21 protein-coding genes are annotated in these 24,642 nt (G+C 71.2%); 6 read left to right on the forward strand and 15 right to left on the reverse strand.

Annotation, left to right across the window (positions count from 1 at the left end):
• Positions 1 to 46: 46 nt before the first annotated feature.
• Positions 47 to 1,531 (forward strand): MFS transporter, encoded by a 1,485-nt coding sequence (locus IE252_RS19105; RefSeq protein WP_190090650.1) that lies wholly within the window; start codon positions 47 to 49, stop codon positions 1,529 to 1,531.
• 242 nt (positions 1,532 to 1,773) lie between these two features.
• The gene (locus IE252_RS19110; RefSeq protein WP_190090651.1) at positions 1,774 to 3,573 is read left to right on the forward strand and encodes an AMP-dependent synthetase/ligase; all 1,800 of its coding nucleotides are present in this window, start codon (positions 1,774 to 1,776) and stop codon (positions 3,571 to 3,573) included.
• Between the two features lie 59 nt (positions 3,574 to 3,632).
• On the opposite strand, the gene IE252_RS19115 is transcribed toward IE252_RS19110, so the two are convergent.
• The 10 genes from IE252_RS19115 to pqqA form a co-directional block, all read right to left on the reverse strand.
• A complete protein-coding gene (locus IE252_RS19115; RefSeq protein ID WP_190090652.1) occupies positions 3,633 to 5,711 on the reverse strand; it encodes a PQQ-dependent sugar dehydrogenase in 2,079 nt (692 codons plus the stop codon).
• Between the two features lie 20 nt (positions 5,712 to 5,731).
• Entirely contained in the window at positions 5,732 to 7,006 is a 1,275-nt protein-coding gene (locus tag IE252_RS19120) for a family 8 glycosyl hydrolase (RefSeq protein ID WP_229848570.1), read from the reverse strand.
• 10 nt (positions 7,007 to 7,016) lie between these two features.
• The gene (locus IE252_RS19125; protein WP_190090653.1) at positions 7,017 to 8,018 is read right to left on the reverse strand and encodes a chitinase; all 1,002 of its coding nucleotides are present in this window, start codon (positions 8,016 to 8,018) and stop codon (positions 7,017 to 7,019) included.
• Positions 8,019 to 8,174: 156 nt separating this feature from the next.
• Complete coding sequence (locus IE252_RS19130) at positions 8,175 to 11,441, reverse strand: glycosyl hydrolase family 28 protein (protein ID WP_190090654.1); 3,267 nt, start codon at positions 11,439 to 11,441, stop codon at positions 8,175 to 8,177.
• The gene (locus IE252_RS19135; RefSeq protein ID WP_229848572.1) at positions 11,438 to 12,679 is read right to left on the reverse strand and encodes a glycoside hydrolase family 88/105 protein; all 1,242 of its coding nucleotides are present in this window, start codon (positions 12,677 to 12,679) and stop codon (positions 11,438 to 11,440) included. Before IE252_RS19135 ends, IE252_RS19130 begins: the two co-directional genes overlap by 4 nt.
• A gap of 7 nt (positions 12,680 to 12,686) precedes the next feature.
• Entirely contained in the window at positions 12,687 to 13,793 is a 1,107-nt protein-coding gene (gene pqqE, locus IE252_RS19140) for a pyrroloquinoline quinone biosynthesis protein PqqE (protein ID WP_190090655.1), read from the reverse strand.
• Positions 13,790 to 14,047, reverse strand: a complete 258-nt coding sequence (gene pqqD / locus IE252_RS19145) for a pyrroloquinoline quinone biosynthesis peptide chaperone PqqD (RefSeq protein ID WP_190090656.1) — start codon at positions 14,045 to 14,047, stop codon at positions 13,790 to 13,792. Before pqqD ends, pqqE begins: the two co-directional genes overlap by 4 nt.
• The gene (gene pqqC, locus IE252_RS19150; protein ID WP_190090657.1) at positions 14,044 to 14,784 is read right to left on the reverse strand and encodes a pyrroloquinoline-quinone synthase PqqC; all 741 of its coding nucleotides are present in this window, start codon (positions 14,782 to 14,784) and stop codon (positions 14,044 to 14,046) included. The genes pqqD and pqqC overlap by 4 nt, the downstream gene beginning before the upstream one ends.
• Positions 14,781 to 15,689: a pyrroloquinoline quinone biosynthesis protein PqqB gene (pqqB, locus tag IE252_RS19155; protein WP_190090658.1), complete on the reverse strand. Its 909-nt coding sequence runs from the start codon at positions 15,687 to 15,689 to the stop codon at positions 14,781 to 14,783. The genes pqqC and pqqB overlap by 4 nt, the downstream gene beginning before the upstream one ends.
• 10 nt (positions 15,690 to 15,699) lie before the next feature.
• Positions 15,700 to 15,810, reverse strand: a complete 111-nt coding sequence (pqqA, locus tag IE252_RS19160; RefSeq protein WP_190090659.1) for a pyrroloquinoline quinone precursor peptide PqqA — start codon at positions 15,808 to 15,810, stop codon at positions 15,700 to 15,702.
• Between the two features lie 296 nt (positions 15,811 to 16,106).
• On the opposite strand from pqqA, the gene IE252_RS19165 reads away from it, so the two are divergent.
• A complete protein-coding gene (locus IE252_RS19165; protein WP_190090660.1) occupies positions 16,107 to 16,946 on the forward strand; it encodes an aldo/keto reductase in 840 nt (279 codons plus the stop codon).
• Between the two features lie 292 nt (positions 16,947 to 17,238).
• On the opposite strand, the gene IE252_RS19170 is transcribed toward IE252_RS19165, so the two are convergent.
• Both IE252_RS19170 and IE252_RS19175 read right to left on the reverse strand, forming a co-directional pair.
• Positions 17,239 to 18,198: a class I SAM-dependent methyltransferase gene (locus tag IE252_RS19170; RefSeq protein ID WP_190090661.1), complete on the reverse strand. Its 960-nt coding sequence runs from the start codon at positions 18,196 to 18,198 to the stop codon at positions 17,239 to 17,241.
• Complete coding sequence (locus IE252_RS19175; RefSeq protein ID WP_190090662.1) at positions 18,195 to 19,181, reverse strand: AraC family transcriptional regulator; 987 nt, start codon at positions 19,179 to 19,181, stop codon at positions 18,195 to 18,197. The genes IE252_RS19170 and IE252_RS19175 overlap by 4 nt, the downstream gene beginning before the upstream one ends.
• A 116-nt stretch (positions 19,182 to 19,297) precedes the next feature.
• Here IE252_RS19175 and IE252_RS19180 point away from each other — a divergent pair, with 116 nt between their 5' ends.
• On the forward strand, positions 19,298 to 20,161 hold the full coding sequence (locus tag IE252_RS19180; RefSeq protein WP_229848575.1) for an NmrA family NAD(P)-binding protein: 864 nt from the start codon (positions 19,298 to 19,300) through the stop codon (positions 20,159 to 20,161).
• A gap of 214 nt (positions 20,162 to 20,375) precedes the next feature.
• Positions 20,376 to 21,254, forward strand: a complete 879-nt coding sequence (locus IE252_RS19185; protein WP_190090664.1) for a sigma-70 family RNA polymerase sigma factor — start codon at positions 20,376 to 20,378, stop codon at positions 21,252 to 21,254.
• A gap of 36 nt (positions 21,255 to 21,290) precedes the next feature.
• Here IE252_RS19185 and IE252_RS19190 read toward each other — a convergent pair whose 3' ends face one another.
• Positions 21,291 to 21,602 carry a 4a-hydroxytetrahydrobiopterin dehydratase gene (locus IE252_RS19190; RefSeq protein ID WP_190090665.1) on the reverse strand — a complete coding sequence of 104 codons (312 nt, stop codon included), beginning with the start codon at positions 21,600 to 21,602 and terminating at the stop codon, positions 21,291 to 21,293.
• Between the two features lie 78 nt (positions 21,603 to 21,680).
• Between IE252_RS19190 and IE252_RS19195 the strand changes: the two genes are divergently transcribed.
• Positions 21,681 to 22,694 (forward strand): NAD-dependent epimerase/dehydratase family protein, encoded by a 1,014-nt coding sequence (locus IE252_RS19195; protein ID WP_190090666.1) that lies wholly within the window; start codon positions 21,681 to 21,683, stop codon positions 22,692 to 22,694.
• Between the two features lie 7 nt (positions 22,695 to 22,701).
• Here IE252_RS19195 and IE252_RS19200 read toward each other — a convergent pair whose 3' ends face one another.
• Entirely contained in the window at positions 22,702 to 23,814 is a 1,113-nt protein-coding gene (locus tag IE252_RS19200) for a sensor histidine kinase (RefSeq protein ID WP_190090667.1), read from the reverse strand.
• Positions 23,815 to 23,816: 2 nt separating this feature from the next.
• A complete protein-coding gene (locus tag IE252_RS19205) occupies positions 23,817 to 24,557 on the reverse strand; it encodes a response regulator transcription factor (protein ID WP_190090668.1) in 741 nt (246 codons plus the stop codon).
• Between the last annotated feature and the right edge of the window lie 85 nt (positions 24,558 to 24,642).

The raw sequence follows: 24,642 nt of genomic DNA on the forward strand, positions 1-24,642 counted from the left end.
GAACCGATCGTACGGGACGTCGAAAGAACAAGGTCGGAGGAACGAAATGCGCAAGTGGGGGCCGTTGGTCGCCGTGTCCCTGGGAACGTTCATGCTGCTGCTGGACGTGACCATCGTGACGGTGGCGCTGCCGGACATGGCGAGTTCGCTGGACGCCTCGCTGTCGAGCCTTCAGTGGGTGATCGACGTGTACGCGCTGGCGCTGGCCGCGCTGCTGCTCGGGGCGGGCGCGGGCGCCGACAAGGCCGGGCGCCGGAAGTTCTACGCGGCGGGCACGGTGCTCTTCGCGGGCGCCTCGCTCGCCTGCGGTCTGTCGGGCGACGCGGGGACGCTGATCGCGATGCGCGCGCTCCAGGGGGTCGGCGCGGCCGCGATGTTCGCCACCACGCTGCCGCTGCTCGGCGCCGCCTACCAGGGCCGCGACCGCTCGGTGGCGCTCGGTGTGTGGGGCGCGGTCAACGGCGCGGCCGCGGCCCTCGGCCCGATCCTGGGCGGGCTGCTCACCGAGGGCTTCGGCTGGCGGTGGATATTCTTCGTCAACCTCCCGGTGAGCGCGGTCGCGGTGTGGCTGACGGTCCGGGTGGTCCCGGAGTCCAAGAGCCCGGCGGGCGGGCGCACCGACTGGGCGGGCACGGCCCTGTTCGCGCTCTTCGCCGGCACCCTCACCTATGGCGCGGTCAACGCGGGCACCGACGGCTGGTGCGACTCCCGCACCCTGCTCTCCTTCGCCGCCTCGGCGGCCGCGCTGCTGGTCTTCGTGGTGGTGGAGAGCCGTACGGAACAGCCGCTGATGGATCTGTCGCTGCTGCGGCGCCCGGCGTTCGTCGGCGTCCTGGTGGCGGCGCTCGCCCTGAACTCGGCGGCCTTCGGCGTCCTCCCGTACACCTCGATCTGGCTCCAGACGCTCCTGGACATGAGCCCGGTGACCGGCGGTCTGGCCCTGGTGCCGCTGGCGCTGGCGTCCTTCGTGACCTCGGCGCTCGGCGGGCGGTTCCTGCACGGCATCTCGCAGCGACTGCTGATCTGCGGCGGGCTGCTGCTCATCGCGGCCGGACTGTTCGGCCAGGCGATCCTCGACGCGGATTCCGCCTGGACGACGCTGGTCGCCGGTCTCGTGGTGACCGGCATCGGGGTGGGCCTGGTCAGCCCGGCCCTGGCGTCGGCGGCGCTCGCCTCGGTGCCGCAGCGCAGCAGCGGCATGGCGACCGGCGCCATGAACACCATGCGCCAGCTCGGCTACGCGGTGAGCATCGCGGTGTTCGGCACCCTCGCCACCTCCCGGATGGCCGACTCGCTGCACAGCACGCCCGAGGCCCGGGCGCTCGCGGGCGGCGCGGCGGGCTCGCTGCGCGGCCGGGTCCCCGACGAGGCGCTGCACTCCGCCTTCGCCTCGGGTCTCAACGGCGCCGCGGTCGCGGCCGGGGCGCTCGCCGTGGTGGCCGGGCTCGCCGTGTTCGCGCTGGTACGGGCGCCGAAGGCCGCGCCCGTCCAAGTACGGACCAACCGCGCGGTCCCGGTAGAGCGGGCGTGACCAGGTCGTACAGATTCCGTGGAGAAAAAACCGCCCGCGTCCGACTCCCGGGTCGGATCGCGGGCCGGGCGGGCCAGGCACCGCCGCGCTCACGGTGCTGACCTGTGGTGATGACGGTCACCCTCGCACTTGACCGTATTCCTCGACGCCCCTCCCGTCGGGACCCCGGGTGGGGTACCGTCACCGGCGCTGTGCGGAGCGCCACAAGGAGCAAGGTATTGCGCGAGTTCACTGTCCCACCCATGGCGACGGCGCCTTACGTCGGCGGGCTGGCGGACGTCGTGTTCGACCACGCCCTCGACGATCCCGACCGGGTCGCGCTGGCCCGCAAGGACGCGGCGGGCCAGTGGCAGGACGTGACCTCGGCACGCTTTCGCGACGAGGTGCTGGCGCTCGCCAAAGGGCTGATCGCGGACGGTGTGCGGTTCGGCGACCGGGTCGCGATCATGTCGCGGACCCGCTACGAGTGGACGCTCTTCGACTTCGCGCTCTGGTCCATCGGCGCCCAGCCGGTGCCCATCTACCCGACCTCCTCCGCCGAGCAGGTCTTCTGGATGCTGCACGACTCCGAGGTCACCGCGTGCGTGGTCGAGCACGAGGACCACGCCATGACCATCGGCTCGGTGGTGGACCGGCTGCCGCACCTCAAACGGCTGTGGCAGCTCGACGCGGGGGCGCTCGGCGAGCTCCTCGCGGTGGGCGAGCAGATCGACGACGACGTGGTGCACCGCCACCGCCGCGCGGTCACCCCCGAGTCCACCGCGACCGTCATCTACACCTCGGGCACCACCGGCCGCCCCAAGGGCTGTGTGATCACGCACGCCAACTTCATGTTCGAGGCGGACACCATGGTCGCCCGCTGGGAGCCCGTGTTCCACTCGCGCCCCGGCGACGAGGCGTCGACCCTGCTTTTCCTGCCGCTGGCGCACGTCTTCGGCCGGATGGTGGAGGTCGCCGCGGTGAGGGGCCGGGTCAAGCTCGGCCACCAGCCCGCGCTCTCCGCCTCCGCGCTGCTGCCCGACCTCCAGTCGCTGCGGCCCACCTTCATCCTTGCGGTCCCGTACATCTTCGAGAAGGTCTTCAACGCCGCCCGCCGGCGCGCCGAGGCGGACGGCAAGACCGGCCCGTTCGACAAGGCCGTGGAGATCGCGGTGAAGTACGCGGAGGCGCTGGAGCAGAAGGCCTTCGGCCTGGGGCCCGGACCCTCGGCGGGCCTGCGGATGCAGCACCAGTTCTTCGAGAAGGTCGTGTACGGCAAGGTCCGCGAGGCGATGGGCGGCCGGGTGCGGCACGCCATGTCCGGCGGCTCCAGCATGGGCCGCCGCCTGGCGCTGTTCTTCGCCGGCGCGGGCGTGACGATCTACGAGGGGTACGGCCTGACCGAGTCCACGGCCGCCGCCACCGCCAACCCGCCCGAGCGCACCCGCTTCGGCACGGTCGGCCAGCCCGTGCCGGGCACCACCGTGCACATCGCGGAGGACGGCGAGGTGTGGCTGCACGGCGGCCAGATCTTCTCCGGCTACCTCAACGAGCCCAAGGCGACCGAGAAGGTGCTCAAGGACGGCTGGCTGGCCACCGGTGACCTCGGCGCGCTCGACGAGGACGGCTATCTGACCATCACCGGCCGCAAGAAGGAGATCCTGGTGACCTCCGGCGGCAAGAGCGTCTCGCCGGTGGCCCTGGAGGAACGCGTCCGGGCGCACCCGCTGGTGGCCCAGTGCATCGTCGTCGGCAACGACCGCCCGTACATCGCGGCCCTGGTCACCCTCGACCAGGAAGGCGTCGACCACTGGCTGGCGATGCGCAACAAGCCGTCGATGACCGCGTCCGAGCTCGTGCGCGATCCCGACCTGGAGACCGAGGTGCGGCGTGCGGTGGTCGCCGCCAACACCCTGGTCTCCCAAGCCGAGCAGATCCGTACCTTCCGGATCCTCGCCCATCAGTTCACCGAGGAGCACGGTCTGCTCACCCCGTCGCTCAAGCTCAAGCGGCGGGCCATCGAGGAGGCCTACACGGTGGAGGTGGACGCCTTGTACCACTGAGCCGTCGTGGTACAGGGCGCGCCACCCCCGTGGGCCGGTCGACTCGCCTCCTGCTCAGGTCACTTGATCAGCACCTTGAAGACCTTGTCCGAGCCGTCGGGCGCGTCTCCGTTGTTGTCGCAGTTGGTGGTCGACAGCCACAGCGCGTCCTCGCCGGGCACCTTGGTGACCGTGCGCAGCCGTCCGTAGGAGCCGACGTAGTACGCGGTGGGTGTGCCCACGTTCTCGGTGTCCCCGTTGATCGGGACGCGCCACAGTCGCTCGCCCTTGAGCGCCGCCATGTAGACGACGTTGCGGACGATGGCGATGCCGCTGGGCGAGGCCTGCCCGGTGGGCCAGGACGCCTTGGGGTTGGTCATCCCGGCCGTGGAGCAGGAGCCCTCGCAGATGGGCCAGCCGTAGTTGTTGCCCGGTTTGATGAGGTTGAGCTCGTCCTTGGAGCTGTTGCCGAACTCGGCCTCCCACAGCCGCCCACCGCGGTCGAACGCCAGGCCCTGCGGGTTGCGGTGGCCGTAGCTGTAGACGTAGGTGCCGAACGGGTTGCCGGGTGCCGGTTTGCCGTCGGTGGTCATCCGCAGGATCTTGCCGTTGAGCGAGCCCTTGTCCTGGGCCAGGTCGGGGGTCTGGGCCTCGCCGGTCGAGGCGTACAGATACCCGTCAGGACCGAAGGCGAGCCGTCCGCCGTTGTGGTACTTGCTCTTCTTGATCCCCTTGAGCAGGACGGTGTAGTCGGAAAGCGTGCTCCCGTTGTACGTCATGCGCGCCACCCGGTTGCCCTCGGAGGCGCTGTGCATGAAGTAGACGTAGTGGTTGCTCGCCCACTTCGGGTCGACGGCGACACCCATCAGCCCGCCCTCACCGCTGGTGGTGACGGACTCCGGCACGGTCCCGACCTGCGTCTTGGTGCCGCTCGGCGTCACCTTGAACACCTTGAAGCTGTCCCGCTCGGTGACCAGCGCACTCGATCCGTCCGGCATCCAGAAGGTGCCCCACGGAATCGTCCAGCCACTGGAGAGCGTGCTGATGGAGGAGGGCACACCCCCGTCGCTCTGGCAGGCGCCGGTGGTGAAGGTGACGGCGTTGCTGTCCGGCGAGGCGTTGCCGCCCGCGTCCTTGGCGACGACGGTGAGTGTGTACGGGCTGTCGCAGGCGAGCCCGGTCACGGTGGTGCTGGTGGCGGGCGGTTTCCCGGTGACGCTCTTGTAGACGCTGGTGCCACTGCGCACCTCGTACGCGGTGACGCCCTTGTCGTCGGTGGACGCGCCCCACTTCAGGTCCGCGCTGCCGGCGGTGACGTTGGACGAGGTGAGCGTGCCGGGCTTGGTCGGCGGGGTGGTGTCGGTGCTGGGCCGGGTGGTGCAGTCGGCGGCGGCGCTGGCCGGGGAGACGTTTCCGGCCGCGTCGCGGGCGAACACCGTAAGGTTGTACGGGGTGTTGGGGCTCAGGCCCGTGAGGGTGTCGGAGGTGAGGTTGCCCGCCACCTCGCCGATCTTGTTGCCGTGCTCGTACACGTCGTACATCGCCACACCCACGTTGTCGCTGGAGGCGCCCCAGCTGAGGGTGAGCGAGTCCTCGGTGATCGCCGAGCAGCTGGGAGCGCCGGGCGCGGTGGGCGCCTGGCCGTCGCCGCCGGAGGCCGCGAAGTCGACGTAGTCGATGTTGGCGAGCCCCGCCGCGGTGGCGGCGCTGAGCCTGATCTTGTTGCTGCCCGCCTTCACCGGTGCGGTGAGGGTGGAGGTGGCCCAGGTGTCCCAGTCGGCGGTGGCGTCGAAGGCGCGTGCGGTGGCGACGGCCGTGCCGTTGACCAGGACGTCGGCGGGGCGGTTGGCGGTGGTGCCGTTCGCGTAGCGGATGCCCACCGTGGCGTTGCCCGCGGCGGCCGCGTCGACCGTGAACTCGACGTAGGCGCCCACCGCGTTGTTGGAGTTGACGAACCCGGTGCCCGAATAGCCGGTGTGGTTGGTGTCGACGGTGGAGCCCGCCGAGTAGGTGCCCTTCTCCGCCTCGTACCGCGTGGGGGCGGCGGAGGCGGACTGCGGCACCGCCTGCACAAGGCCCGCGCAGAGCAGCAGCACGGCGCTCGCGGCCGTCTTCCGCGCCAGGCTTCTCGCGGGTCGTGGGGGTTGTGCGAGACGCATCTGATCCTCCTTCACATGCCTTACGGCACCCAGTAGTTGCCGGATGCGACGATCATCGACTGGAGCTGGACGCTGGCGCCGTAGTAGAGCTTCGGGTCCACCGGGGTGGCGGCGAGCTTGCCCCAGAGCGCGTCGAGCCAGGCCTGCGAGCCGGGGTCGGTGAGCGCCGCGACGGCGAACGGGGCGGTGAACGCCATGTCCTTGCCGCTCTCGAAGGCCGAGCCGTTGAGGTGGTAGCCCGTGCCGATCTTGTTCGGGTCGCCGCCGGTCTTGGCCTTGATCCAGCCGTTGAGCTTGCGCGCCGAGGCGAGCGAGGCGGCGTCCCCGCTGGTCACCGCGTCCGTGGCGATGCGCCACGGGTCGCGGCAGGCGTTCCAGCCGAAGTCGCCGTCGTGGGAGCTTTCGAGCACCTTGCCCGGGGCGGGCTTGGGCGTGCTGTTGGTGGTGACGACGAAGTCGGCCAGCAGCCCGGTGGAGGCGGCGTACTTGGACTGCTGCGAGGTGATCAGGCTCTGGTGCGCGGTGCGGACGGTGTCCCAGGCGGAGTCGCCGGTGGCCGTCCGGAAGGCCCGGAAGTGGTCGATCAGCCAGTCCGAGGAGCGGGTGATCCAGTGGTGGGACTCGCCGGACCCGGACCAGTCGCCGAGCAGCATCAGATGCGTGGTGGCGTTGACCTCGCTCTTCTTGATCCCGGCGATGTGCTTCACCGCCAGCTCCTTGTAGTCGTACGGACCGCCGCTCCCCCACTGCTTGTCGGCGAGCAGCAGTCCGTACGCCACATCGAGGTCCCCGTCGGTGGCCGAGTCCGAGCCGTCGACGCTCTTGCAGGAGGAGTCCTGCTCGGCGGCTAGCAGAGCGGAGTTGTTCACGGAGGGGTGGGCCAGGGTGTACTTCACCAGACCGTCGAAGATCTTCTTCGCGTCGGGATCCGCCCCCGCCATGAGGGCGGTGACGACCATCCCGTACCCCTGCCCCTCGGCCACATACGGGTGGTCGGCGTCCGGCGAGAGCACCTGGTACCAACCGTTGCCGCAGTTCTGCCTCACGAACGCGGACTTCCACGCCTTGTAGGTGGTGACGACCTGCTGGTCGACCGTCGCCTGTGTGCCGCTGGGCTTCAACGTGCCTGCGGTGTACGGGAACTGGTGGCTGCCGAACGGGACGGCCGGACCGGCCGCCGCGACCGACGGCGTGGTGGCGAGCGCGGTGGCCAGGAGGCCCACGGCGGCCGTGAGGGCACCGGCCGCGATTCCGCGACGCCGCATGGACTGCCGCTGTGTCATCTGCTGTGTCATCGTCACTCCCTCAGCCCGTGTACTGGACGACGATCTTGGTGAAGGCGTAGGGCGCCTGGGAGACCCCGCTGCACGAGTCGCCGCTGCCGCCCGAGCCGCACTGCCGGTCCCGGTTGACCGACCAGAAGGAGTACCGCGCTATGTGATGCTGCTTGGCGTAGCCGAGGATGGTCTGGAAGTCGCCGGTGGTGACGGTCTCCCCGGCCTCGTCGGTCTTGCCGTTCATGGACGACACCCCGATGTGCCGGTACGCGGTGTCGTCGCCGTAGCCGTACGCGCTCTTCACTGCGGCCTTCAGCCCTTCCAGGGCGCTCACGGTCGCCGAGCCCATGGAGCCGCTGTGGCCGCCGAAGTCGAACGGCATGATGACCCAGCCGTCGTTGGCGAGCCCGGCCGCGGCGCCCTTCCTGATGAGGTCCTTGCCGTTGGCGTCCGGCCCGCCGGGCGTGGTCCCCATGGTCACGTAGGTGACGATCCCGGGGTTGTTCGTCTTGACGATCTTCAGGGCGTCGACAACCCGCTTGCGCACGGTCGCGTTGGAGAACTCGGTGTTCTCGATGTCGATGTCCAGCGCCTTCAGGTGGTACGCGTCGATCACCTTCTGGTAGGCACCGGCCAGCGCGGAGGCGCTGGAGCACTTCTCGCCGAGCTTGTTGCCGCTCCAGCCTCCGACCGAGATGACGATGTCGCCGCCCGCGCCCCGGATGGCGTTGATCGCGGACTGGTCCGAGCCGCCGGTGAGCGCCCGCGAGCCGTCCCACTTCGGGTTGCAGCCGCCGTCGGAGAGGATGAAGGCGAGGGTGAACCACTTGACGCCGGTGGCGGCCATGACGTCGGTGGGCTTCTGCGGGTCGCCCCAGCCCAGGTACTCGTAGGGGGCGGCGGCCATGGTGCCCGCGGCGAGCGGCGGGGAGGCGACGGCCTTGGGCCCGGAGGCGACCAGGGGCAGGACGAGACAGCTGAGGCCGGCGGCGACCGCGGCGGCGCGGCGTCGGGGAGCGGCAACGTGCATGGGGGGTCCTTTCGAGGGGGGGGAAGGCGAGTTAGGAAAGCTTCCTAACCATCACTGCATAGCAGTGCCTGGAGAGCCTGATGTCAATGGCTCGCGTAGACCCAACTTCCGTTATGTGTGCGCAAGTTGGGGGCTTTGGGGTGGGAGCGCCCGGGATCAGCCCCGGCCGGATCCGGGTTCCTGGGCTCGCGATCCGGATGTGGCGTACGCCGAACCCAGCCACGTCTCGTCGATCCGCAGGCGCTTGTAGCGGGCGGTGTCGGAGGAGGCCGCGTAGGTGCTGGTGACTTCGAGGCGGACGTGGCGGGCCGTGGTCGCCGGGAGGTCGATGATCGCGACACCCCGCGCGCTGGGCAGCGTGCCGGACTTCACCGGGCTCCCCCAGGAGCTCCCGTCCGCGCTGACGTACACCTTGTAGCCCTTGATGCGCGCCGACTGCTCGATGTCGGACCTGGCGTAACTCACCGAGTCTTCCCGCTGGTTGATGCCGAGGTACTGGACTTTCGTGGCCGAGCCGAGGTCGTAGTCGAGCCGCACCGGGAGGGTCTTGTCGCTGTCCCAGTACGTCAGATAGCTGCCGTCGGCCGCGGCCGCGGCCCCGTGTCCGCTCGCCGAGGCGCTGGCGGTCATGGTGTAGGTGCCGGCGGGGATGATCCCGGTGCGCCCGGCCGTGGTGACCTTGAAGACGGTGTCGTACGGGTCCCAGCCGCCCAGGCCACTGAGGGTGAGCGTGCCGCCGGACTGGCTGTACGAAATCGCCGCGCCGGTGCGGAGGTTGGTCACCCCGGTCACCCGGTAGCCGTTGTCGCGCAGCTTGAGGACCGAGGTGCTGGGCGGGGTGATGACGTGGACGTACTGCCGGTCGGGGTCGGTCTTGGCGATGGTGGTGACGCCGTGGGCGCCGTCGTTCCAGAACCCGGGCTTGAGGCCGCCGTACATATAGCCGCCGCCCTCGACGCCGTGCAGCGACTCCCAGACGGGGTCCAGATAGCCGTTGGCGAAGTCGTTGAAGGAAGCCTGGTTGGCCGGGAACTTCCCGTTCACCTGGGCCGTTTCCGCCATGAGGGCTTTCACCGACGACCCGGCGTTGGTGACGAGCCGTCCCAGGGTGAGCTTCTTGTCGACGCTCGGATTCGATCCGTCGTACCACCAGGCGCCGGTGGACGGCAGTTTGAAGTCGGCCTCGGTGAGCCGCGGCTGGGCGGTGTAGAGCGCCTGCGGATAGTCGTAGGCGGGGCTAATCCCGGTCTTCTGCTCATTGCTGATCATATCCATGACCGGCGTGTCTTCGTTGTTGTTGCTGAGCGTGAAGGAGGGGCGCTTCTGCTGGATCTGCTCGTACAGGTGGTGGCTCTCCCAGTAGGCGTTGTCGTTGTCGATCCAGAAGCCGCCGAGGTCGGGATAGCGGTCCATGACCTCGAAGAAGTTGTCGTAGCTGAACTGCCCGAACCCGTCGCGGGTGGTCAGGTCGACACGGCTGCCCTTGTACGAGGAGTAGGCGGCGGAGTCCAGCCACTCATGGCCGCCCTCGTTGTGCCACTGGGGGTCGTCGGTCATATAGAGGATGGTCTTCAGGCCCTTGGCCTTGGCGGCCGCGATCAGCTCGCCCAGGAAGTCCCGCTTGGTCGAGCAGCTGCCGGGGATCTTCGACGGCCAGGGGCGGGCATAGCCGAGACGGCTGTGGAAGGTGGCGAGGACCAGATACTGCGCGTGCAGCTTCTGCGCCTCGCTCACCCAGTAGTCGGGCGTCCAGCCGCCGCCGGTGACGTCGGACTCCCAGGCCGAGCAGCTGGTGTGGGCGGGCGCGGTCCGCTCGCCCCAGTGCAGGAAGAGCCCGGAGGTCGAGGCGCGCAGGAAGTCCTGGCGTGGGTTCGCCGCGTACCGAGGTGTGAGGGGTGTGAGGGGTGTGCAGAAGGAGGTGGAGCCGGAGTTGGCGATCCGCAGGGCGCCGCCGGAGGTGTTGGCGCTGTCGGTGACGCAGTAGCCGCTGACGTTCTGGAAGCCCAGGTCGTGGGGGCTGCCGCTGCCGCGCTGCGCGGTGAAACGGGTGAACCGCACCGGGCCGCCGCCGTTGGCGATGACCGCGGGCCGCCCGTCATTGGCGGCGAACCGCACCGAGCTGTCGGTGAAGGAGACGTTGTCGGCGTTGTGCAGATACCAGCCGAAGGCGGGGCGGGTGCCGATGCTGTTCGGGTTGTAGTCCGTGGAGGTGTTGGTCGGCACACCGGTCGACATGGTGCCGTTGCCGCCGGGGACGGTGAGGTCGACGTGGGTGAACGTCACGCCGTTGATGTGGTTCGCGCCGGACTCGCCCCACAGGGTCGGGCTGAAGGAGGGGCTGCTGCCGGTCGCCTTGATGTTGTCGTACGTGACGTTGGAGATGTGCCCCACGCCGGGGCTGTTGCCGCAGCGTTTGCGGGTGCCGATCTTCAGCATGATCGGTGAGTGCACATTGGTCATGGTGATGTCGCGGTAGTGGACGTCGCTGATGTCGGCGCCGTCCATCGACACCAAGCCCAGGCCCGACTTGTTGGCGCCGTTGATGGTGATCGCCTGGAACTGGTAGTCGGTGAAGTCGCCGCAGGTCTCCGAGCCGAACATCAGCGCGTTGCAGCACTTCGCGGACAACTTGCTGTCGTGGACGGTGACATGACCGTTGGGGAGTTTGGCGCCGAGCGCGTAGTCGCTCTTGAAGACCAGGGCGTCGTCGTTGGCGGCGATGTCGGCGTTGGTGATGGCCACCTGGGTGGTGCTGATGATGTTCCAGCCGTCGCGGTCGCTCGCCGTGTCGATGTGCAGCCGGTCGGAGGTGACGTGCGAGCAGCCGTTGATCAGGGCGGCGAAGTGGCCGCCGCGCCGCAGGGTGATCCCACCGCCCAGGGTCAGTCCGTCGCACCGCGTCAGCGAGATGATCTTGTCGGCCTGGCCGGACTTGGGGTTGCCGGTGATGAGGTTGCCGCCGCCGTCGATGACCCCGGCGCCGGTGAAACCGATGTTGCTGAGCCGGTCGCCGTGGATCATGGCGTTGTGGAAGTGGCTGTGGCCGTAGTCCTGGTACTTGTCATACGGGTTGGACTCGGGCGGGTCGTACTTGCCCGCGCTGGACCCCTTGAGCGTGGCTCCGGAGTCGAGTTGCAGGGTGACGTTGGACTTCAGATGGATGGTGTTCTGCGACTTGTAGGTGCCGGACGGGAACCGCACGGTGCCGCCGCCGGCCGCGTTGGCCGCGGTGATCGCCTTGTCGACGGCCGGGCTGTCATTGGCGGAGCCGTCGCCCTTGGCGCCGTAGCTCTTGACGTTGAACTCGCCTGCGGCGGAGGCCGGTTGGGCGGGAGACTCCGACGGCGCCGCGAGGGCGGTGGGCTGGACGAGCGTGAGCAGCGCGGCCACGACGAGGCCGAGCAGCGCGGAGCATCTCTTCACCTGTCCTCCTCCAGTTGCTCGTTCATGATCAGAAAGGCGCCGAGGCCGTGGAAGTCGTTGGTGGCCCGGGTGCGTGCGATGTAGTAGGCGTAGTCACCCACGTTGGTGCCGATGGAGATGTCGGTGAGGTTGGTCCGGCCGTCCGTGCCGAGCGAGATCTTGGCGAGGACACCCTGGTAGCCGCGCTGGGCGACCGCTTCGTAGTGCGGGTCGATGTAGCCCTGCTGGACCGCGCGGTCCAGCGCGTAGGTGAACATGCTGGAGCAGGACGTCTCGGTCCAGTTGTCGGACTTGGCTCCCTTGTCGACGACCTGGAACCAGCGGCCGGTCTTCGGGTCCTGGTAGCGCTCAAGACCGCCCGCGAGGTTGCGCAGATACGTGAGGAGCTCGGCGCGCCGCGGATGCCCGGCGGGGATCGCGTCCAGCACACCGACGACCGCCATCGAGTACCAGCCGATGGCCCGGCACCAGTGCTCGGGGGCGAGCCCGGTGGACTTGTCGGCCCAGCTCGCGGTGCGTGACTCGTCGTACGCGTGCTTGAGCAGGCCGTTGGAGACCTGCAAGTGGCTGCCGTAGACGGCTAGTTGCTTGGCCGCCTCGTCGTCGGCGTACGCGGAGTCGCCGAACTCCTTGCCGTACTCGACCAGGAACGGGTTGACCATGTACACGCCGTCCGCCCACAGCTGGTGGGCACGGCTGCTGTTGTCGGCGTGCCAGAAGCCGCCGTCGGCGGTGCGGGGATAGGTGTTCAGCCGGTCGCGGACCTTCTTGGCGGCGATCCGGTAGCGGTCCTGCCCGGTCTCGTGGTGGAGGATCACGAGCAGTCGGCCCGCCTGCATGCTGTCGAGGTTGTTGAAGCTCTGGCCGATCTTCCCCGAGCTGTCCACGAACCGGTCGACGTAGCTCTTGATGTAGGAAAGCAGCTTGGGGTCGTGGGTGCGCTGGTAGACCTGGTACTGGCCGAAGAGGTAGAGCCCGACCGGGTACGACCAGCCGCCGATCGACGACGGGGTGAAGCGGGCCGTCGTCGACTTGGTCATGGCGACCGACCAGTCCGTGGCCCGGACGTCGGACCGGTGGGCCGCCCGGTGCTGGGCGGCCGTGGCGGGGGCTGTGGCAGTGCCGATCCCGCCCGCCGTGAGCGCGGCGGCCAGGAGGGCCGTGAGCAGGCGGGGACCCCGGCGGGAGGCGCGGGAAGGGGTGTCGGGGGCGCGGTGGGGGCCGCGGGTTCTCATCATGGTCACCTCATGGGGACGGCTGGGGGGACGACCTGTACGAACGGGGTACGGGCAGGGGCTGGGGCACGTCGGAGGTGCGGCGGGCCGTGAACTCTTGGACGAGGTGGTGGTCGGGGGCGCGGTGGCACGCCGGGTCGGTGCGGGCCGGGTCGCCGGTCAGCGCGTACGCCTGGCAGCGGCAGCCGCCGAAGTCGACGGTGCGCAGCTCGCACCCACGGCAGGGGTCGGGCATCCAGGCGGTGCCCCGGTAGGCGTTGAAGGCCGGGGACTCGCGCCAGATCCACTCCAGCGGCCGGTCGCGGACATTGGGCGGGTCGAGGCCCGGCAGCGACGCGGCGGCCGGGCAGGGCAGCACGGTGCCGTCGGGTGCCACGGTGAGCGAGACCGCGCCCCAGCCGCCCATACAGGGCTTGGCGGTGCCGTCGAAGTAGTCGGGGACGACCCAGACGAGCTCGACGCGCCCGGCGAGCCGCTCCCGCCAGCGCTCCACCGTGTCCCGGGCGCGCTCCAACTGGCCGCGTTCGGGCAGGAGGTGGTCCCGGTTGAGCAGGGCCCACCCGTAGAACTGGGCGTTGGCCAGCTCGATGCGGTCGACGCCCCAGCCGAGCCCCAGCTCGACGATGGCGTCGAGCGCGTCCAGGTTGTCGCGGTGCAGCACCACGTTGAGCCCCAGCGGCAACCCCGCCTCCCGCACCAGGGCGGCGGCCCGCTCCTTCGCCGCGAAGGAGCGACGGCGGCCCGCGATGCGTTCGGACGTCCGCGCGTCGGCGTGCTGGACGGACAGCTGCACGGCCCGCAGGCCAGCGCGTACCAGAGCGCTCAGGCGCTCCGCGTCGAGACCGATCCCGCTGGTGACGAGCTGGGTGTAGATCCCGGCCGCGTCGGCGGCGGCGACGATCTCGGGCAGGTCGCGGCGCAGCAGCGGTTCACCGCCGGAGAGGTGGGTGTGGATGACGCCCAACTCACCTGCCTGGGCCATGACGTGGCGCCAGTCGTCGGTGTCCAGCTCGCGACTTCGGCGTACCAGCTCCACCGGGTTGGAGCAGTACGCGCAACGCAGCGGGCAGCCGTGGGTGAGCTCGGCGAGCAGCGCCCAGGGCGGGTCGACGGTCATCGCAGCCACCCCTCGTCGCGTAACTTGCCGAGGAACACCGGGACTTCGTCGGCCACCGGCGCGCCCGGAAAGCGCGCGCCGAGCTCGTCGACGATCCCCCGCACGTCACGGCGGCCGTCGCACAGCCGCACGATGTGCCCGGCGGGGCCGCGCAGCACGACGACGCGCTCGGGCAGCACGAGCAGATCGGTGCCGCGCACCCGGTCGTGGCGCAGCAGCACGGACCGGGCGAGCGCCGGCCGCCAGGGGCTCATGGCGCACCCCCGGACGTGTCGGCCTCGCCGCGCTCCACCGCGTCGAGCAGCGACCACAGGACGTCGCACTTGAAGGCGAGCGCGGCGACGGCCCGTTCCTGCTGCTCACGGGTGCGCGCCCAGGACTTGACGAGGGCGAGCGCCTCACCGCCGTCGCGGCCGCCCTGCTCGATCCGGGTGCGGAAGTACGTGAGCCCATCGGCCTCGATCCACGGATAGTGCCGCTCGAACGCGTCGATGCGGGTGCGCATCAGCCCCGGCGCGGAGAGCTCGGTGAGCGAGGCGGCGACGGCGTCGAGCAGCGGCCGCAGCCGGCAGAAGTTGACGTATCCGTCGACCGCGAGCCGTACGCCGGGAAGCACCTCGGCACCCGAGGTAAGCCGCTCCCGGTCGATCCCGGCGGCCTCCCCCAGCCGCAGCCAGCGCTCGATCCCGCCCTCTCCGTCGCGCACACCGTCGTGGTCCTGGATGCGCCGCAGCCACGTACGCCGCAGAGCCGGTGTGTCGAACTTCGCGAGGATGTGGGCGTCCTTGACGGGGATGTGCCGCTGGTAGTGGAAGCGGTTGACGATCCACCGCCGCAGCTCGTCGGGGCACAGATCGCCCTTGTGCATCCGTACGTTGAAGGGGTGCCGGTCGTGGTAGCGGGCGTCGGAGACGGCACGAAGGTGTGACTCCAACTCGGCGTCGGTCCAAGGCAGTTGAGTGGCGTCGGCAAGGTTTCCGCGAGAACTCATAGCTCGATCACCATCCGCTCGGCGGCGACTTCGAGCCCCAGGGCGGTGAGCCGGGTGTGTTCGGCCGCGTCGGGGTCCGTGAGGGGGTTGGTGTTGTTGAGGTGGGTGTAGAGGCACCGGCCGCGTATCCCGGTGAGCCGATGGGCGGTGCCGTCGGGCCCGTCGATGGGCAGGTGTCCCATGGCGGTGGCGGTGCGGGGTGAGATTCCGGTGCGTACGGGCTCGTCGTCGTCCCAGAAGGTGCCGTCGACCAGGACGCAGTCGGCGTCCTCGACGGCCTTCTGCAAGGCGTCGGGCCAGGCGGCGAGGGCGGGGGCGTAGACGGCACGGGCGCCGGTGGAGGGTTCGTGGAGGAGGAGGGCGACGGCCCAGGAGAGGTCGTCCCGGGCTCCGGGCGGTGGGGGCAGTTCGTGCGCGTAACGCGGCCGTTTGGCCGAGATGGGCAGGGCACTCAGCTCGATGGCATCGCCGAGGGGCTGCGGGTCCGGGCCCAACTCCCGCCATTCCAGGGGGGTATAGGGGCCGAGGACGTCCCCGAGGCGCAGTCCGTTCAGCAGTGCGTGCCGTACGGGCGGGGTCGCCCAGACCTCGACTCCGGTACGGGCCTCGCGGAGTCGGGCGATGCCGAGGGTGTGGTCGAGTTCGGCGTCCGTGAGGACGACGCCGACGACGGGGGTGTCCCGGAGGCCCGGGCCGGGGTGGAGGGCGGGGGCGGCCTCGATCTGGTCGGTGAGGTCGGGGCCCGCGTTGACGACGTACCAGCGGTGGTCGGCCACCCTGACGGCCAGTGACGCGTGGCGGCGGCGCCGGTGCGGGTGGGCGCGTGCCCCGGCACAGCCGGGGCACGCGCAGTTCCACTGGGGCAGTCCGCCGCCCGCCGCGGTGCCCAGCACCTGCAGCAGCATGGCGGTGGGTCTACCGGTCGGTGAGGGCGTAGGCGGTGACTTCCAGCGCGGTCTCGACGACCACATAGTCGGGAGTCACCCAGACCGGCGTTTCCTCCGATGTTTCCTTGGTGTCGTTCATGGGGTCGTACCTGCCTTTCCAGATCTTCCTGGGAGGTGGGGTTCAGGAGTGAACTCTGCACGGCATATGCAGGGGAAGGACCGGACGCGGCGTTCACAAGGATGTACCGCGTTCAGTTATGTGCCATAGAGTCGCGTCTTGTTGGTGCGCGGTCAATGGTCTGAACCGAGAAGGTCGGATCTGTAGCGCAGAAATCAGGCCACCGTCACAATGGGTTCAGCGCGCTGGGAATGGTTGTGTCCGCTTGATCGTTGATGTTGTGAGTACCAGACCGACGACGTAAGGATCGACCGCTCGTGAGCAAGGTCCCCTCCATCACCCTCAACAACGGCGTCGAGATGCCGCAGCTCGGTTACGGTGTCTGGCAGGTGCCGGACGCCGAGGCCGCGCAGGCGGTCACGACCGCGATCGAGACCGGGTACCGGTCGATCGACACGGCCGCGATCTACGAGAACGAAGTGGGCACCGGAAAGGCGATCACGGCGTCCGGGGTCGCCCGCGAGGAGCTGTTCGTCACCACGAAGCTGTGGAACAACGCGAGCGAGACGTGGACGCGGGACGGCGTCCTGCGCGAGTTCGACGCGTCCCTGGCCAAGCTGGGCCTCGACTACGTCGACCTGTATCTGATCCACTGGCCGCGCGCGATGCGCGACGACTACGTGGCGATCTGGAAGGCGTTCGGCGAGCTCGCACAGAGCGGCCGCGCCAAGGCGATCGGCGTCTCCAACTTCAAGGAGCCGCAACTGCGCCGGATCATCGACGAGTCGGGTGTGGTCCCGGCGGTCAACCAGGTCGAGCTCCACCCGCAGCTGGCCCAGCCGGAGCTGCGCGCCTTCCACGCCGAGCACGGGATCGCTACCGAGGCCTGGTCGCCGCTGGGACAGGGCAAGGGGCTGCTCGAGGTCCCGACGATCGTGGCGATCGCGCAGAAGTACGGGAAGACTGCGGCGCAGGTCGCGCTGCGGTGGCACGTTCAGCTCGGGACGATCGCGATCCCGAAGTCGGTGACGCCGTCGCGGATCGCCGAGAACTTCGACGTGTTCGGCTTCGAGCTCGACGCGGAGGACATCGCGGCGATCGCGGCGCTGGACGAGGCGAAGCGGCTGGGTCCGGACCCGGACGACTTCGACTTCTGAGCGGCCGGTCTCGTTCGTCTGCGAACCGGTGGCGGGCTGAGCGCGCGGTTCCCCGCGCCCCTTTTGGGGCCCGGTCTTTGTCTGCGGGTGAGTGGTGGGTTGCTCGCGCAGTTCCTCGCGCCCCTAAAAACCCGCCTTCGTCCGCAGACCGTCTGTGGCTGGTCGCGCAGTTCCCCGCGCCCCTTAGGGCCCGCTCCGCGGCAATCGCCTGGGCGGCCCGGAGGGGCGCTCTTAGGGGCGCGGGGAACTGCGCGACCAGCCCACCACAACCCGCAGACGAACACCGGGCCCCTCAGCCCGCCCGCCGTGCCGTATGGACAGACCTCGCCGCCAGCAGGAACACATCCCGCCGCCGCGCGAGACCCGCCTCGTCGGTCGGGTCGAGGAGGCGGGTCAGGACCGCCGCGTCCTCCGGCGACAGCCGTTCGCCCACCGTCTCCAGGTGACGGGTGAACGCGGACACCACCTGCTCCCGCACCGCCGCATCCAGCGGCGCCGGGAAGTCGACCAGGAAGGTGCGGGTGGCCGGGGACGTCAGCCCCACGGACGTCAGCAGGGCCGCCCAGTCCTCGGTCTCCTCCTTCGCGTCCGGCAGCTCCGCCCGCATCAGGGCGAACCGCTCGTCCACCAGCACGTCGATCCTGGCTTCCAGGCCCGGCTGCCCCATGCCGATGTCGCGCGGCAGCCGGCGCGTGGGCAGCCCGCCCTCGGCGAGCGCCACCGTGCCGCCCGGCCGCAGCAGGCCCGCGAACCCGGCGAGCGCGGCCCGCTGGTCGCCCAGGTGGTGCAGCGAGTTGCCCGCCCAGATCAGATCGGCCTCGCCCAACTTGCCGAAGCCTTCGGGGAGTTCGGCCTCGATCGTACGGACGCGGTCCGCCAGACCCAGCCGCTCCGCCCGGGCCAGCGCGTGCCCGAGGAGCGCCCGGTTGCCGTCGACGGCGACGACCTCGGCCTGCGGGAAGGCCTGGGCGAGTAGACAGGTCACCACGCCCGGGCCGCTGCCGATGTCGAGGATCCGGCGCACCTCGGCGTCCGGCCGCTGCCCGCCGATCCAGGCCGCGGCCTCCCCGTACGCCCCCGAGAACAGCTCGGCTTCGCCCACCAGGAGCGGCAGCAGGGCCTCCCAGTCGAAGTCGGCCCAGCCGTCGCCATGACCGTGGGAGTGGCCATGGGTGTGACCCCGGTGGCCACCGTGCCGGCTGTTCTGCCCGTCCTGCCCGTTCCGGCCGTCGTGGCCGCGCGATTCGCTCATGGCTCCACCCTGCCCCCGGCCTCCCCGGAGCCGGGAATCTCTTTGCCGTTTCGGCAATTCGTCCGGTGCTCCTGCGGGCTGACCCCGCGCACCCGCTTGAACGCGGCACTCAGCGCGAACGCGCCCCCGTACCCCACCTGCCGCGCGATCGCCTCGACCGTCGCGTCGCTCTCCCGCAGCAGGTCCGCCGCGAGCGCGAGCCGCCAGCCCGTGAGGTACGCCATCGGCGGCTCCCCGACCAGCTCCCCGAACCGCCGTGCCAGACCGGCCCGCGAGACCCCGCACTTCGCGGCGAGCGCGGCGACCGTCCACGGGTGCGCGGGCTCGTTCTGGAGCAGCCGCAGCGCGGGCCCCACCACCGGGTCGCCCATCGCCCGGTACCAGGCGGGCGCGTCCGCGCCCGGCCGGTTGAACCAGGCCCGCAGCACCGCGATCAGAAGCAGGTCGAGGAGCCGGTCCAGAACGACGCTCTGGCCGGGCTCGTCCCGGGAGATCTCCTCGTCGAGCAGCGGCATCACCGAGCAGTTCCACTCCTCGGCGGTGAGCACGAGCAGCGGCGGCAGCGCGTCGAGCAGCCGCCCGCTGATCTCGCCCTCCATCAGATACGTGCCGACGAGCATCGTGGCCGAGCCGTCGGCGGCGTTGCCCCAGGTCCGTACGCCCAGATCCATCGACTCCGCCAGCGGCTCGCCGCGCAGCGTGGTGCACGCCCCGCCCGGGCCGATCCTCGCGAACGGCTCGGCGTCGCGCGCGTGGGCGACGGTGTACGGGTCGGGGCCGCGCGCGACGACGATGTCACCGGGCCGGGCAAGGACCGGCGGCCCCGACTCCGGGACGATCCACGCCTCGCCGCGTGTCATCGACATCAGGCAGATGGGCGCCCGGTCCTCGATCCGTACGGACCACGGCGGCTCCATCACCATCCGCAGCAGAAACGCCCCACGGGCGCGCGGTCCGTCGAGGAGTCCGGCGAGTGCGTCCATGGCCGCGAGCCTAGTCGCAGCCCTGTCGGACCGGGTGGCGGAGCCGTAGACGCAGACGTATGCGCATGAGCCCTTGGAGCATGGAGAGTCGGGGCCGTGCCCGCGAAGCTGGACGCATGACGAACACAGAGCTGAACACCGATCAGGACACCTCCGCCACGCCGAACACCGTGCTCGTGACCAGCGGCACCGGCAAGACCGGGCACCGGGTCGTCGAGCGGCTCACCGCGCTCGGGGTGCCGGTCCGCTCCGGCTCGCGCAGCGGCGAGATGCGCTTCGACTGGGCCGACGAGTCGACCTGGGGGCCCGCCCTCGCGGGTGCCGACGCGGCGTATGTGGCGTACTTCCCGGACCTCGCGGCGCCCGGCGCGGTCGAGGCGATGCGGACCTTCGGCGGGCTCGCCGTCCGGCACGGTGTGCGGCGCCTGGTGCTGCTCTCCGGGCGCGGCGAGCCGGCGGCGGTCCTGGCCGAGGACGCCCTGCGCGAGTCGGGCGCGGACCTCACGGTCGTACGCGCCGCGTTCTTCGCGCAGAACTTCAGCGAGGGCGCGATGATCGAGGGCGTGCTCGCGGGCGAGATACCGTTCCCGGCGGGCGACACGGCCGAGCCGTGGGTGGACGCCGACGACCTCGCCGACGTCGTGGTCAAGGCGCTCACCGAGGACGGGCACGCGGGGCTGGTCCACGAGTTGACGGGCCCTCAGCTGCTGACCCTCGCCGACGTCGCGGCGGCGCTGTCGGCCGCGACCGGCCGCCCGGTGCGGTACGTGCCGATGTCCGGCGCCGAGTACGCCGGACTGCTGGAGCGGTACGGGCTCCCGGAGGGCGAGGCGCAGTGGCTCGCTGAGCTGTTCACGACGCTGCTCGACGGGCACAACTCCTCGACCACGGACGGCGTCAAGCGGGTCCTCGGCCGGGAGCCCAAGGCGTTCGCGGACTTCGCCCGGGACGCGGCGGCGGCCGGCGACTGGCAGGGCTGAGGACCGGGCCCGGCGGCCCGCCGGGCCCACCCCGACCGCCCCGATCGTTGATCTCCGGCCAGGTGACCGAAACCTGCCGTGACCAACACCACGCCCTCCGTGAGCGTCCGATTACCGCAATCGGGGCCTGCCGTCGGGTAGTCGCCATTCCTTCGGACTAGGTTTTCGTCTGTCACCGCATTGACGACACGCCGCGACGAAGGAAGCTGAACCGATGGACGAGAACGAATCCCTGGCGGAGCGATTCGAGGAGAACCGCCCGCGCCTTCGGGCGGTCGCCTACCGGATGCTCGGCTCGCTGAGCGAGGCGGAGGACGCCGTCCAGGAGGCCTGGCTGCGGGCGGACAGCTCCAGCGAGGGCGTGGAGAACCTGAGCGGCTGGCTCACCACGGTCGTCTCGCGGGTCTGCCTCGACATGCTGCGCTCGCGCCAGGCCCGGCGGGAGGATCCGCTCGACGTCCACGTGCCCGACCCGATCGTGGACCGCCCGGACCGGGTGGACCCCGAGCACGAGGCGCTGCTCACCGACTCGGTCGGGCTCGCCCTGCTCGTCGTGCTCGACACGCTGGCCCCGGCGGAGCGGCTGGCGTTCGTGCTGCACGACATGTTCGGGGTGCCGTTCGAGGAGATCGCGCCGATCGTGGACCGCGCCCCGGCCGCGACCCGGCAGCTGGCCAGCCGAGCCCGCCGCCGGGTGCAGGGCCGGGCCGTCCCCGACCCGGACCTGAACCGGCAGCGCAAGGTCGTCGACGCCTTCCTCGCGGCGGCGCGCGGCGGCGACTTCGAGGGCCTGCTCGCCACGCTCGACCCGGACATCGTGCTCCGGGCCGACTACGGGCCGGGCTCGCTCACCCCGTCCAAGACGGTGCTCGGCGCCCACGCCGTGGTCCAGAACGCGCTGTCCTTCGCCCAGTACGCCAGGTTCGCCCGCCCGGCACTGGTCAACGGCGCGATGGGCGTGGTCAACGCCCCGGAGGGCCGGACGATGGCGGTGCTCGGCTTCACCGTCCGGGACGACAGGATCGTCGAGATCAACATCCTGGCCGACCTGGAGCGGCTGGCCGACCTGGACGTGGCGGCGCTCGACGCGTGAGCCCGGCGCCTCCCGGGGCCCGCGCGCCCCGGGAGGTCAGCCCGCGCCGTGGCCGGGGGCGATCGCCTCGACGCGGTGGGCGAGTGCGAAGTCCTTCTCGGTCACCCGGCCGCCCGCGTCGTGGCTGTTCACCGTGAGCGCCACCGTGTTGTAGCCGAGCGTCAGATCGGAGTGGTGGTTCAGCTCGTCCTGGATCTGCGCGATGTGGATGACCATCGCGGTGGCCGCGAAGTGCGAGGCCAGCCGGTAGGTGCGGGCGAGGCGCTCCTCGCCGTCCGGGAGCGACCAGCCCGGCAGTTCGCGCAGGCGGTCCTCGATGTCCTTCTGCGACAGCGGCTCAACGGGCATGACCGGACTCCTTACGAGGTGGTGACGGTACGGGGTGGAACACGGCATCTCCGGCTCCGTCTCCGTAGCGTCGCCCCTATGCGTGTACTTGTCACGGGAGGCGCGGGCTTCATCGGCTCGCAGATCGTCTCGGCCCTCTCCGCCCGGGGCCATGAGCCCGTCGTCCTCGACCGCGCGGTCCGGCCCGGCGACGATGTCCGCGACCCGGAGGCGGTCGCCCGGGCGCTGCGCGGCGTGGACGCCGTCTGCCACCAGGCCGCGATGGTCGGCCTCGGCACGGACTTCTCCGACGCGCCCGACTACGTGGCCTGCAACGACCTCGGCACGGCGGTGCTGCTCGCCGCGATGGCCGAGCGGGAGCAGCGGGACCTGGTGCTCGCCGGGTCGATGGTGGTGTACGGGGAGGGGCACTACGAGTGCCCGCGCCACGGGCCCGTACGCCCCGGGCCCCGGCCGCACGAGGAGCTGGCGGCCGGGCGCTTCGAGCCGCTGTGCCCGCGCTGCGGCGCGGAGCTGACGCCGGGCCTGGTCTCCGAGGACGCGCCCGCGGACCCGCGCAATGTGTACGCCACCACCAAGCTGGCCCAGGAGCACCTGACGGCCGCCTGGGCGCGCGCCACCGGCGGGCGTGCGGTGTCGCTGCGCTACCACAACGTGTACGGGCCGGGGATGCCGCGCGACACCCCGTACGCCGGGGTCGCCTCCTTCTTCCGCTCGGCGCTCGCCCGCGGCGAGGCGCCCCGGGTCTTCGAGGACGGCCGCCAGCGCCGCGACTTCGTCCACGTACGCGATGTGGCCGAGGCGAACGCGGTGGCCCTGGAGGCCCTGCACGAGCGCCCGCCGGGGACCCTCACCGCGTACAACACGGGCAGCGGGACCCCGCACACGGTGGGCGAGATGGCCGAGGCGCTGGCCGGGGCGTACGGCGGGCCGAAGCCGGTGGTGACGGGCGAGTACCGGCTCGGGGACGTCCGCCACATCACGGCCGACTCGGCGCGGCTGCGCGAGCAGCTCGGGTGGCGGCCGGCGGTGGGGTTCGCGGACGGGATGGCGGAGTTCGCGCGGGCGGAGCTACGCCCGGCCACTGGCTGACGGTTTGTCAGGGACGGGCCGCCGGGAGGATCAGTTCGAAGCGGCAGCCGCCGTGCACGTTGTGGACGGCGGCGCTGCCCGCGTGCGCCTCGACGATGCCGCGTACGATCGCCAGGCCCAGGCCCGCGCCGCCCGGTGGGGTGCGCGCCTCGGTGCCGCGCCAGCCGGTGTCGAAGACGCGGTTCAGATCGTCGTCGGGGATGCCCCCGCAGCCGTCCGTCACCGAGAGCACCACCGACTCCGCGCGCGCCTCGGCCGCGACCGCGACCGTGCCGTCGGCCGGGGTGTGCCGGATCGCGTTGACCAGCAGGTTCGCCAGGACCCGGGTCATCTCCTTGCCGTCGACCTCGACCGGGACCGGCTCGACGCGGTCGCCGACCAGCCGCACGCCGTGCTCGCGGGCGAGCGGGTCGGCGCCCGCCAGCGCGTCACCGACCAGGTCGTGCACGGACATCCGGGCCGGGTTGAGGGTGAGGGCGCCCGCGTGGATGCGGGAGAGCTCGAAGAGGTCGCCCACCATGCCGTCGAGGCGCTCGACCTCGGTGCGGATCTGCCGGAAGTAGCGCTCGGGGTCCTTGGCCATGCCGTCCTCCAGGGCCTCGGCCATCGCGCGCAGCCCCGCGAGCGGGGTACGCAGATCGTGCGAGATCCAGGCGACGAGCTCGCGGCGGGAGGTCTCCAGGGCGCGTTCGCGCTCGCGGGACGCGGAGAGCCTGGCGCTGGTGGCGGCCAGCTCGCGGCTGAGCGCGGCGAGTTCGGCGGTGGCCGGCCCGGCGGGCGCGGCGAAGCTGCCGCCGTCGCCGAACGAGCGGGCGGCCAGGGCTAGTTGATGGCTGCTGGCGACGACCCGGCGGCCCAGGATGAGCGCGGTGGCGAGCGAGACGGCCGCGGCCATGGCGATGACCAGGGTGACGACCTTCAGGTCGTGCGAGGACAGGAACATCTCCCAGGCCACCGCGAGGGTCCCGGCGAGCATCGCGCTGACCGCGACGGCGGCCACCACGGCGAGCGAGGCGGTGACCGAGCGGTGGCGCAGCAGGCGCAGCGCGAGGGCCCCGAGCAGGCCCGCGGCGGCGGCCCCCAGGAACGCGTACACGGCTATGAGCAGGACGTCCTTCATGGTCAGGCCTCCTCTCCGGCGAGGCCCGCGCCCTGTGGCGCGTCGTCCGCGTCCGCCGCCTCGAAGCGGTACCCGACCCCCCACACCGTCTGGATGAGCCGCGGCTTGGCGGGGTCGTCCTCGACCTTGCCGCGCAGCCGCCGTACGTGGACGGTGACGGTGGACAGGTCGCCGAACTCCCAGCCCCACACCTCGCGCATCAGCCGCTCGCGGGTGACGGCCTCGCCGGGGTGGCTCATCAGATAGGCGAGGAGGTCGAACTCCCGCAGGGTCAGGGCGAGTTCAGAGCCCTGCTTGACCGCGCGGCGGGCGGCCGGGTCCAGGACGATGCCCGCGCGTGAAACCGGCGGGCCCGGCCGGGCGGCGGCGGCCCGGCTGCGGCGCAGCACGGAGTCGACGCGCAGCACCAGCTCGCGCGGGCTGAACGGCTTGGTGACGTAGTCGTCCGCGCCTATCTCCAGGCCGAGCACCCGGTCCTCCTCGTCGCCGCGCGCGGTGAGCATGATGACCGGTACGGGACCGGCGCTCCGCAGGGTGCGGCAGACCTCCAGGCCGTCCATGCCCGGCAGCATCAGGTCGAGGACGACGAGGTCGGGCCGGCGCGCACCGGCCGCGCGCAGGGCGGCGGGGCCGTCGCCGACGTGCTCGACCTCGTACCCGGCGCGTTCGAGATAGCCAGTGACCACCTCGGCCACGGTCGGGTCGTCGTCGACGACGAGGATGCGGGACTGGGCGTTGTGCATGGCCACAGGGTCGCATCCGGCGGGCCGCCGCGTCGCCACCCGGATGGCCGACCCGGGACGACGTCCCTGTTTCGTAAGAACCCGA

This window comes from Streptomyces melanogenes, assembly GCF_014649795.1.
GTDB lineage: Bacteria > Actinomycetota > Actinomycetes > Streptomycetales > Streptomycetaceae > Streptomyces > Streptomyces noboritoensis.

Excerpts from the sequence above, each read along its gene's own strand:
- IE252_RS19105 (WP_190090650.1), top strand. The coding sequence starts at position 47 with ATGCGCAAGTGGGGGCCGTTGGTCGCCGTGTCCCTGGGAACGTTCATG.
- IE252_RS19110 (WP_190090651.1), top strand. The coding sequence starts at position 1,774 with ATGGCGACGGCGCCTTACGTCGGCGGGCTGGCGGACGTCGTGTTCGAC.
- IE252_RS19115 (WP_190090652.1), bottom strand. The coding sequence starts at position 5,711 with ATGCGTCTCGCACAACCCCCACGACCCGCGAGAAGCCTGGCGCGGAAG.
- IE252_RS19120 (WP_229848570.1), bottom strand. The coding sequence starts at position 7,006 with ATGACACAGCAGATGACACAGCGGCAGTCCATGCGGCGTCGCGGAATC.
- IE252_RS19125 (WP_190090653.1), bottom strand. The coding sequence starts at position 8,018 with ATGCACGTTGCCGCTCCCCGACGCCGCGCCGCCGCGGTCGCCGCCGGC.
- IE252_RS19135 (WP_229848572.1), bottom strand. The coding sequence starts at position 12,679 with ATGATGAGAACCCGCGGCCCCCACCGCGCCCCCGACACCCCTTCCCGC.
- pqqE (WP_190090655.1), bottom strand. The coding sequence starts at position 13,793 with ATGACCGTCGACCCGCCCTGGGCGCTGCTCGCCGAGCTCACCCACGGC.
- pqqD (WP_190090656.1), bottom strand. The coding sequence starts at position 14,047 with ATGAGCCCCTGGCGGCCGGCGCTCGCCCGGTCCGTGCTGCTGCGCCAC.
- pqqC (WP_190090657.1), bottom strand. The coding sequence starts at position 14,784 with ATGAGTTCTCGCGGAAACCTTGCCGACGCCACTCAACTGCCTTGGACC.
- pqqB (WP_190090658.1), bottom strand. The coding sequence starts at position 15,689 with ATGCTGCTGCAGGTGCTGGGCACCGCGGCGGGCGGCGGACTGCCCCAG.
- pqqA (WP_190090659.1), bottom strand. The coding sequence starts at position 15,810 with ATGAACGACACCAAGGAAACATCGGAGGAAACGCCGGTCTGGGTGACT.
- IE252_RS19170 (WP_190090661.1), bottom strand. The coding sequence starts at position 18,198 with ATGAGCGAATCGCGCGGCCACGACGGCCGGAACGGGCAGGACGGGCAG.
- IE252_RS19175 (WP_190090662.1), bottom strand. The coding sequence starts at position 19,181 with ATGGACGCACTCGCCGGACTCCTCGACGGACCGCGCGCCCGTGGGGCG.
- IE252_RS19180 (WP_229848575.1), top strand. The coding sequence starts at position 19,298 with ATGACGAACACAGAGCTGAACACCGATCAGGACACCTCCGCCACGCCG.
- IE252_RS19185 (WP_190090664.1), top strand. The coding sequence starts at position 20,376 with ATGGACGAGAACGAATCCCTGGCGGAGCGATTCGAGGAGAACCGCCCG.
- IE252_RS19190 (WP_190090665.1), bottom strand. The coding sequence starts at position 21,602 with ATGCCCGTTGAGCCGCTGTCGCAGAAGGACATCGAGGACCGCCTGCGC.
- IE252_RS19195 (WP_190090666.1), top strand. The coding sequence starts at position 21,681 with ATGCGTGTACTTGTCACGGGAGGCGCGGGCTTCATCGGCTCGCAGATC.
- IE252_RS19200 (WP_190090667.1), bottom strand. The coding sequence starts at position 23,814 with ATGAAGGACGTCCTGCTCATAGCCGTGTACGCGTTCCTGGGGGCCGCC.
- IE252_RS19205 (WP_190090668.1), bottom strand. The coding sequence starts at position 24,557 with ATGCACAACGCCCAGTCCCGCATCCTCGTCGTCGACGACGACCCGACC.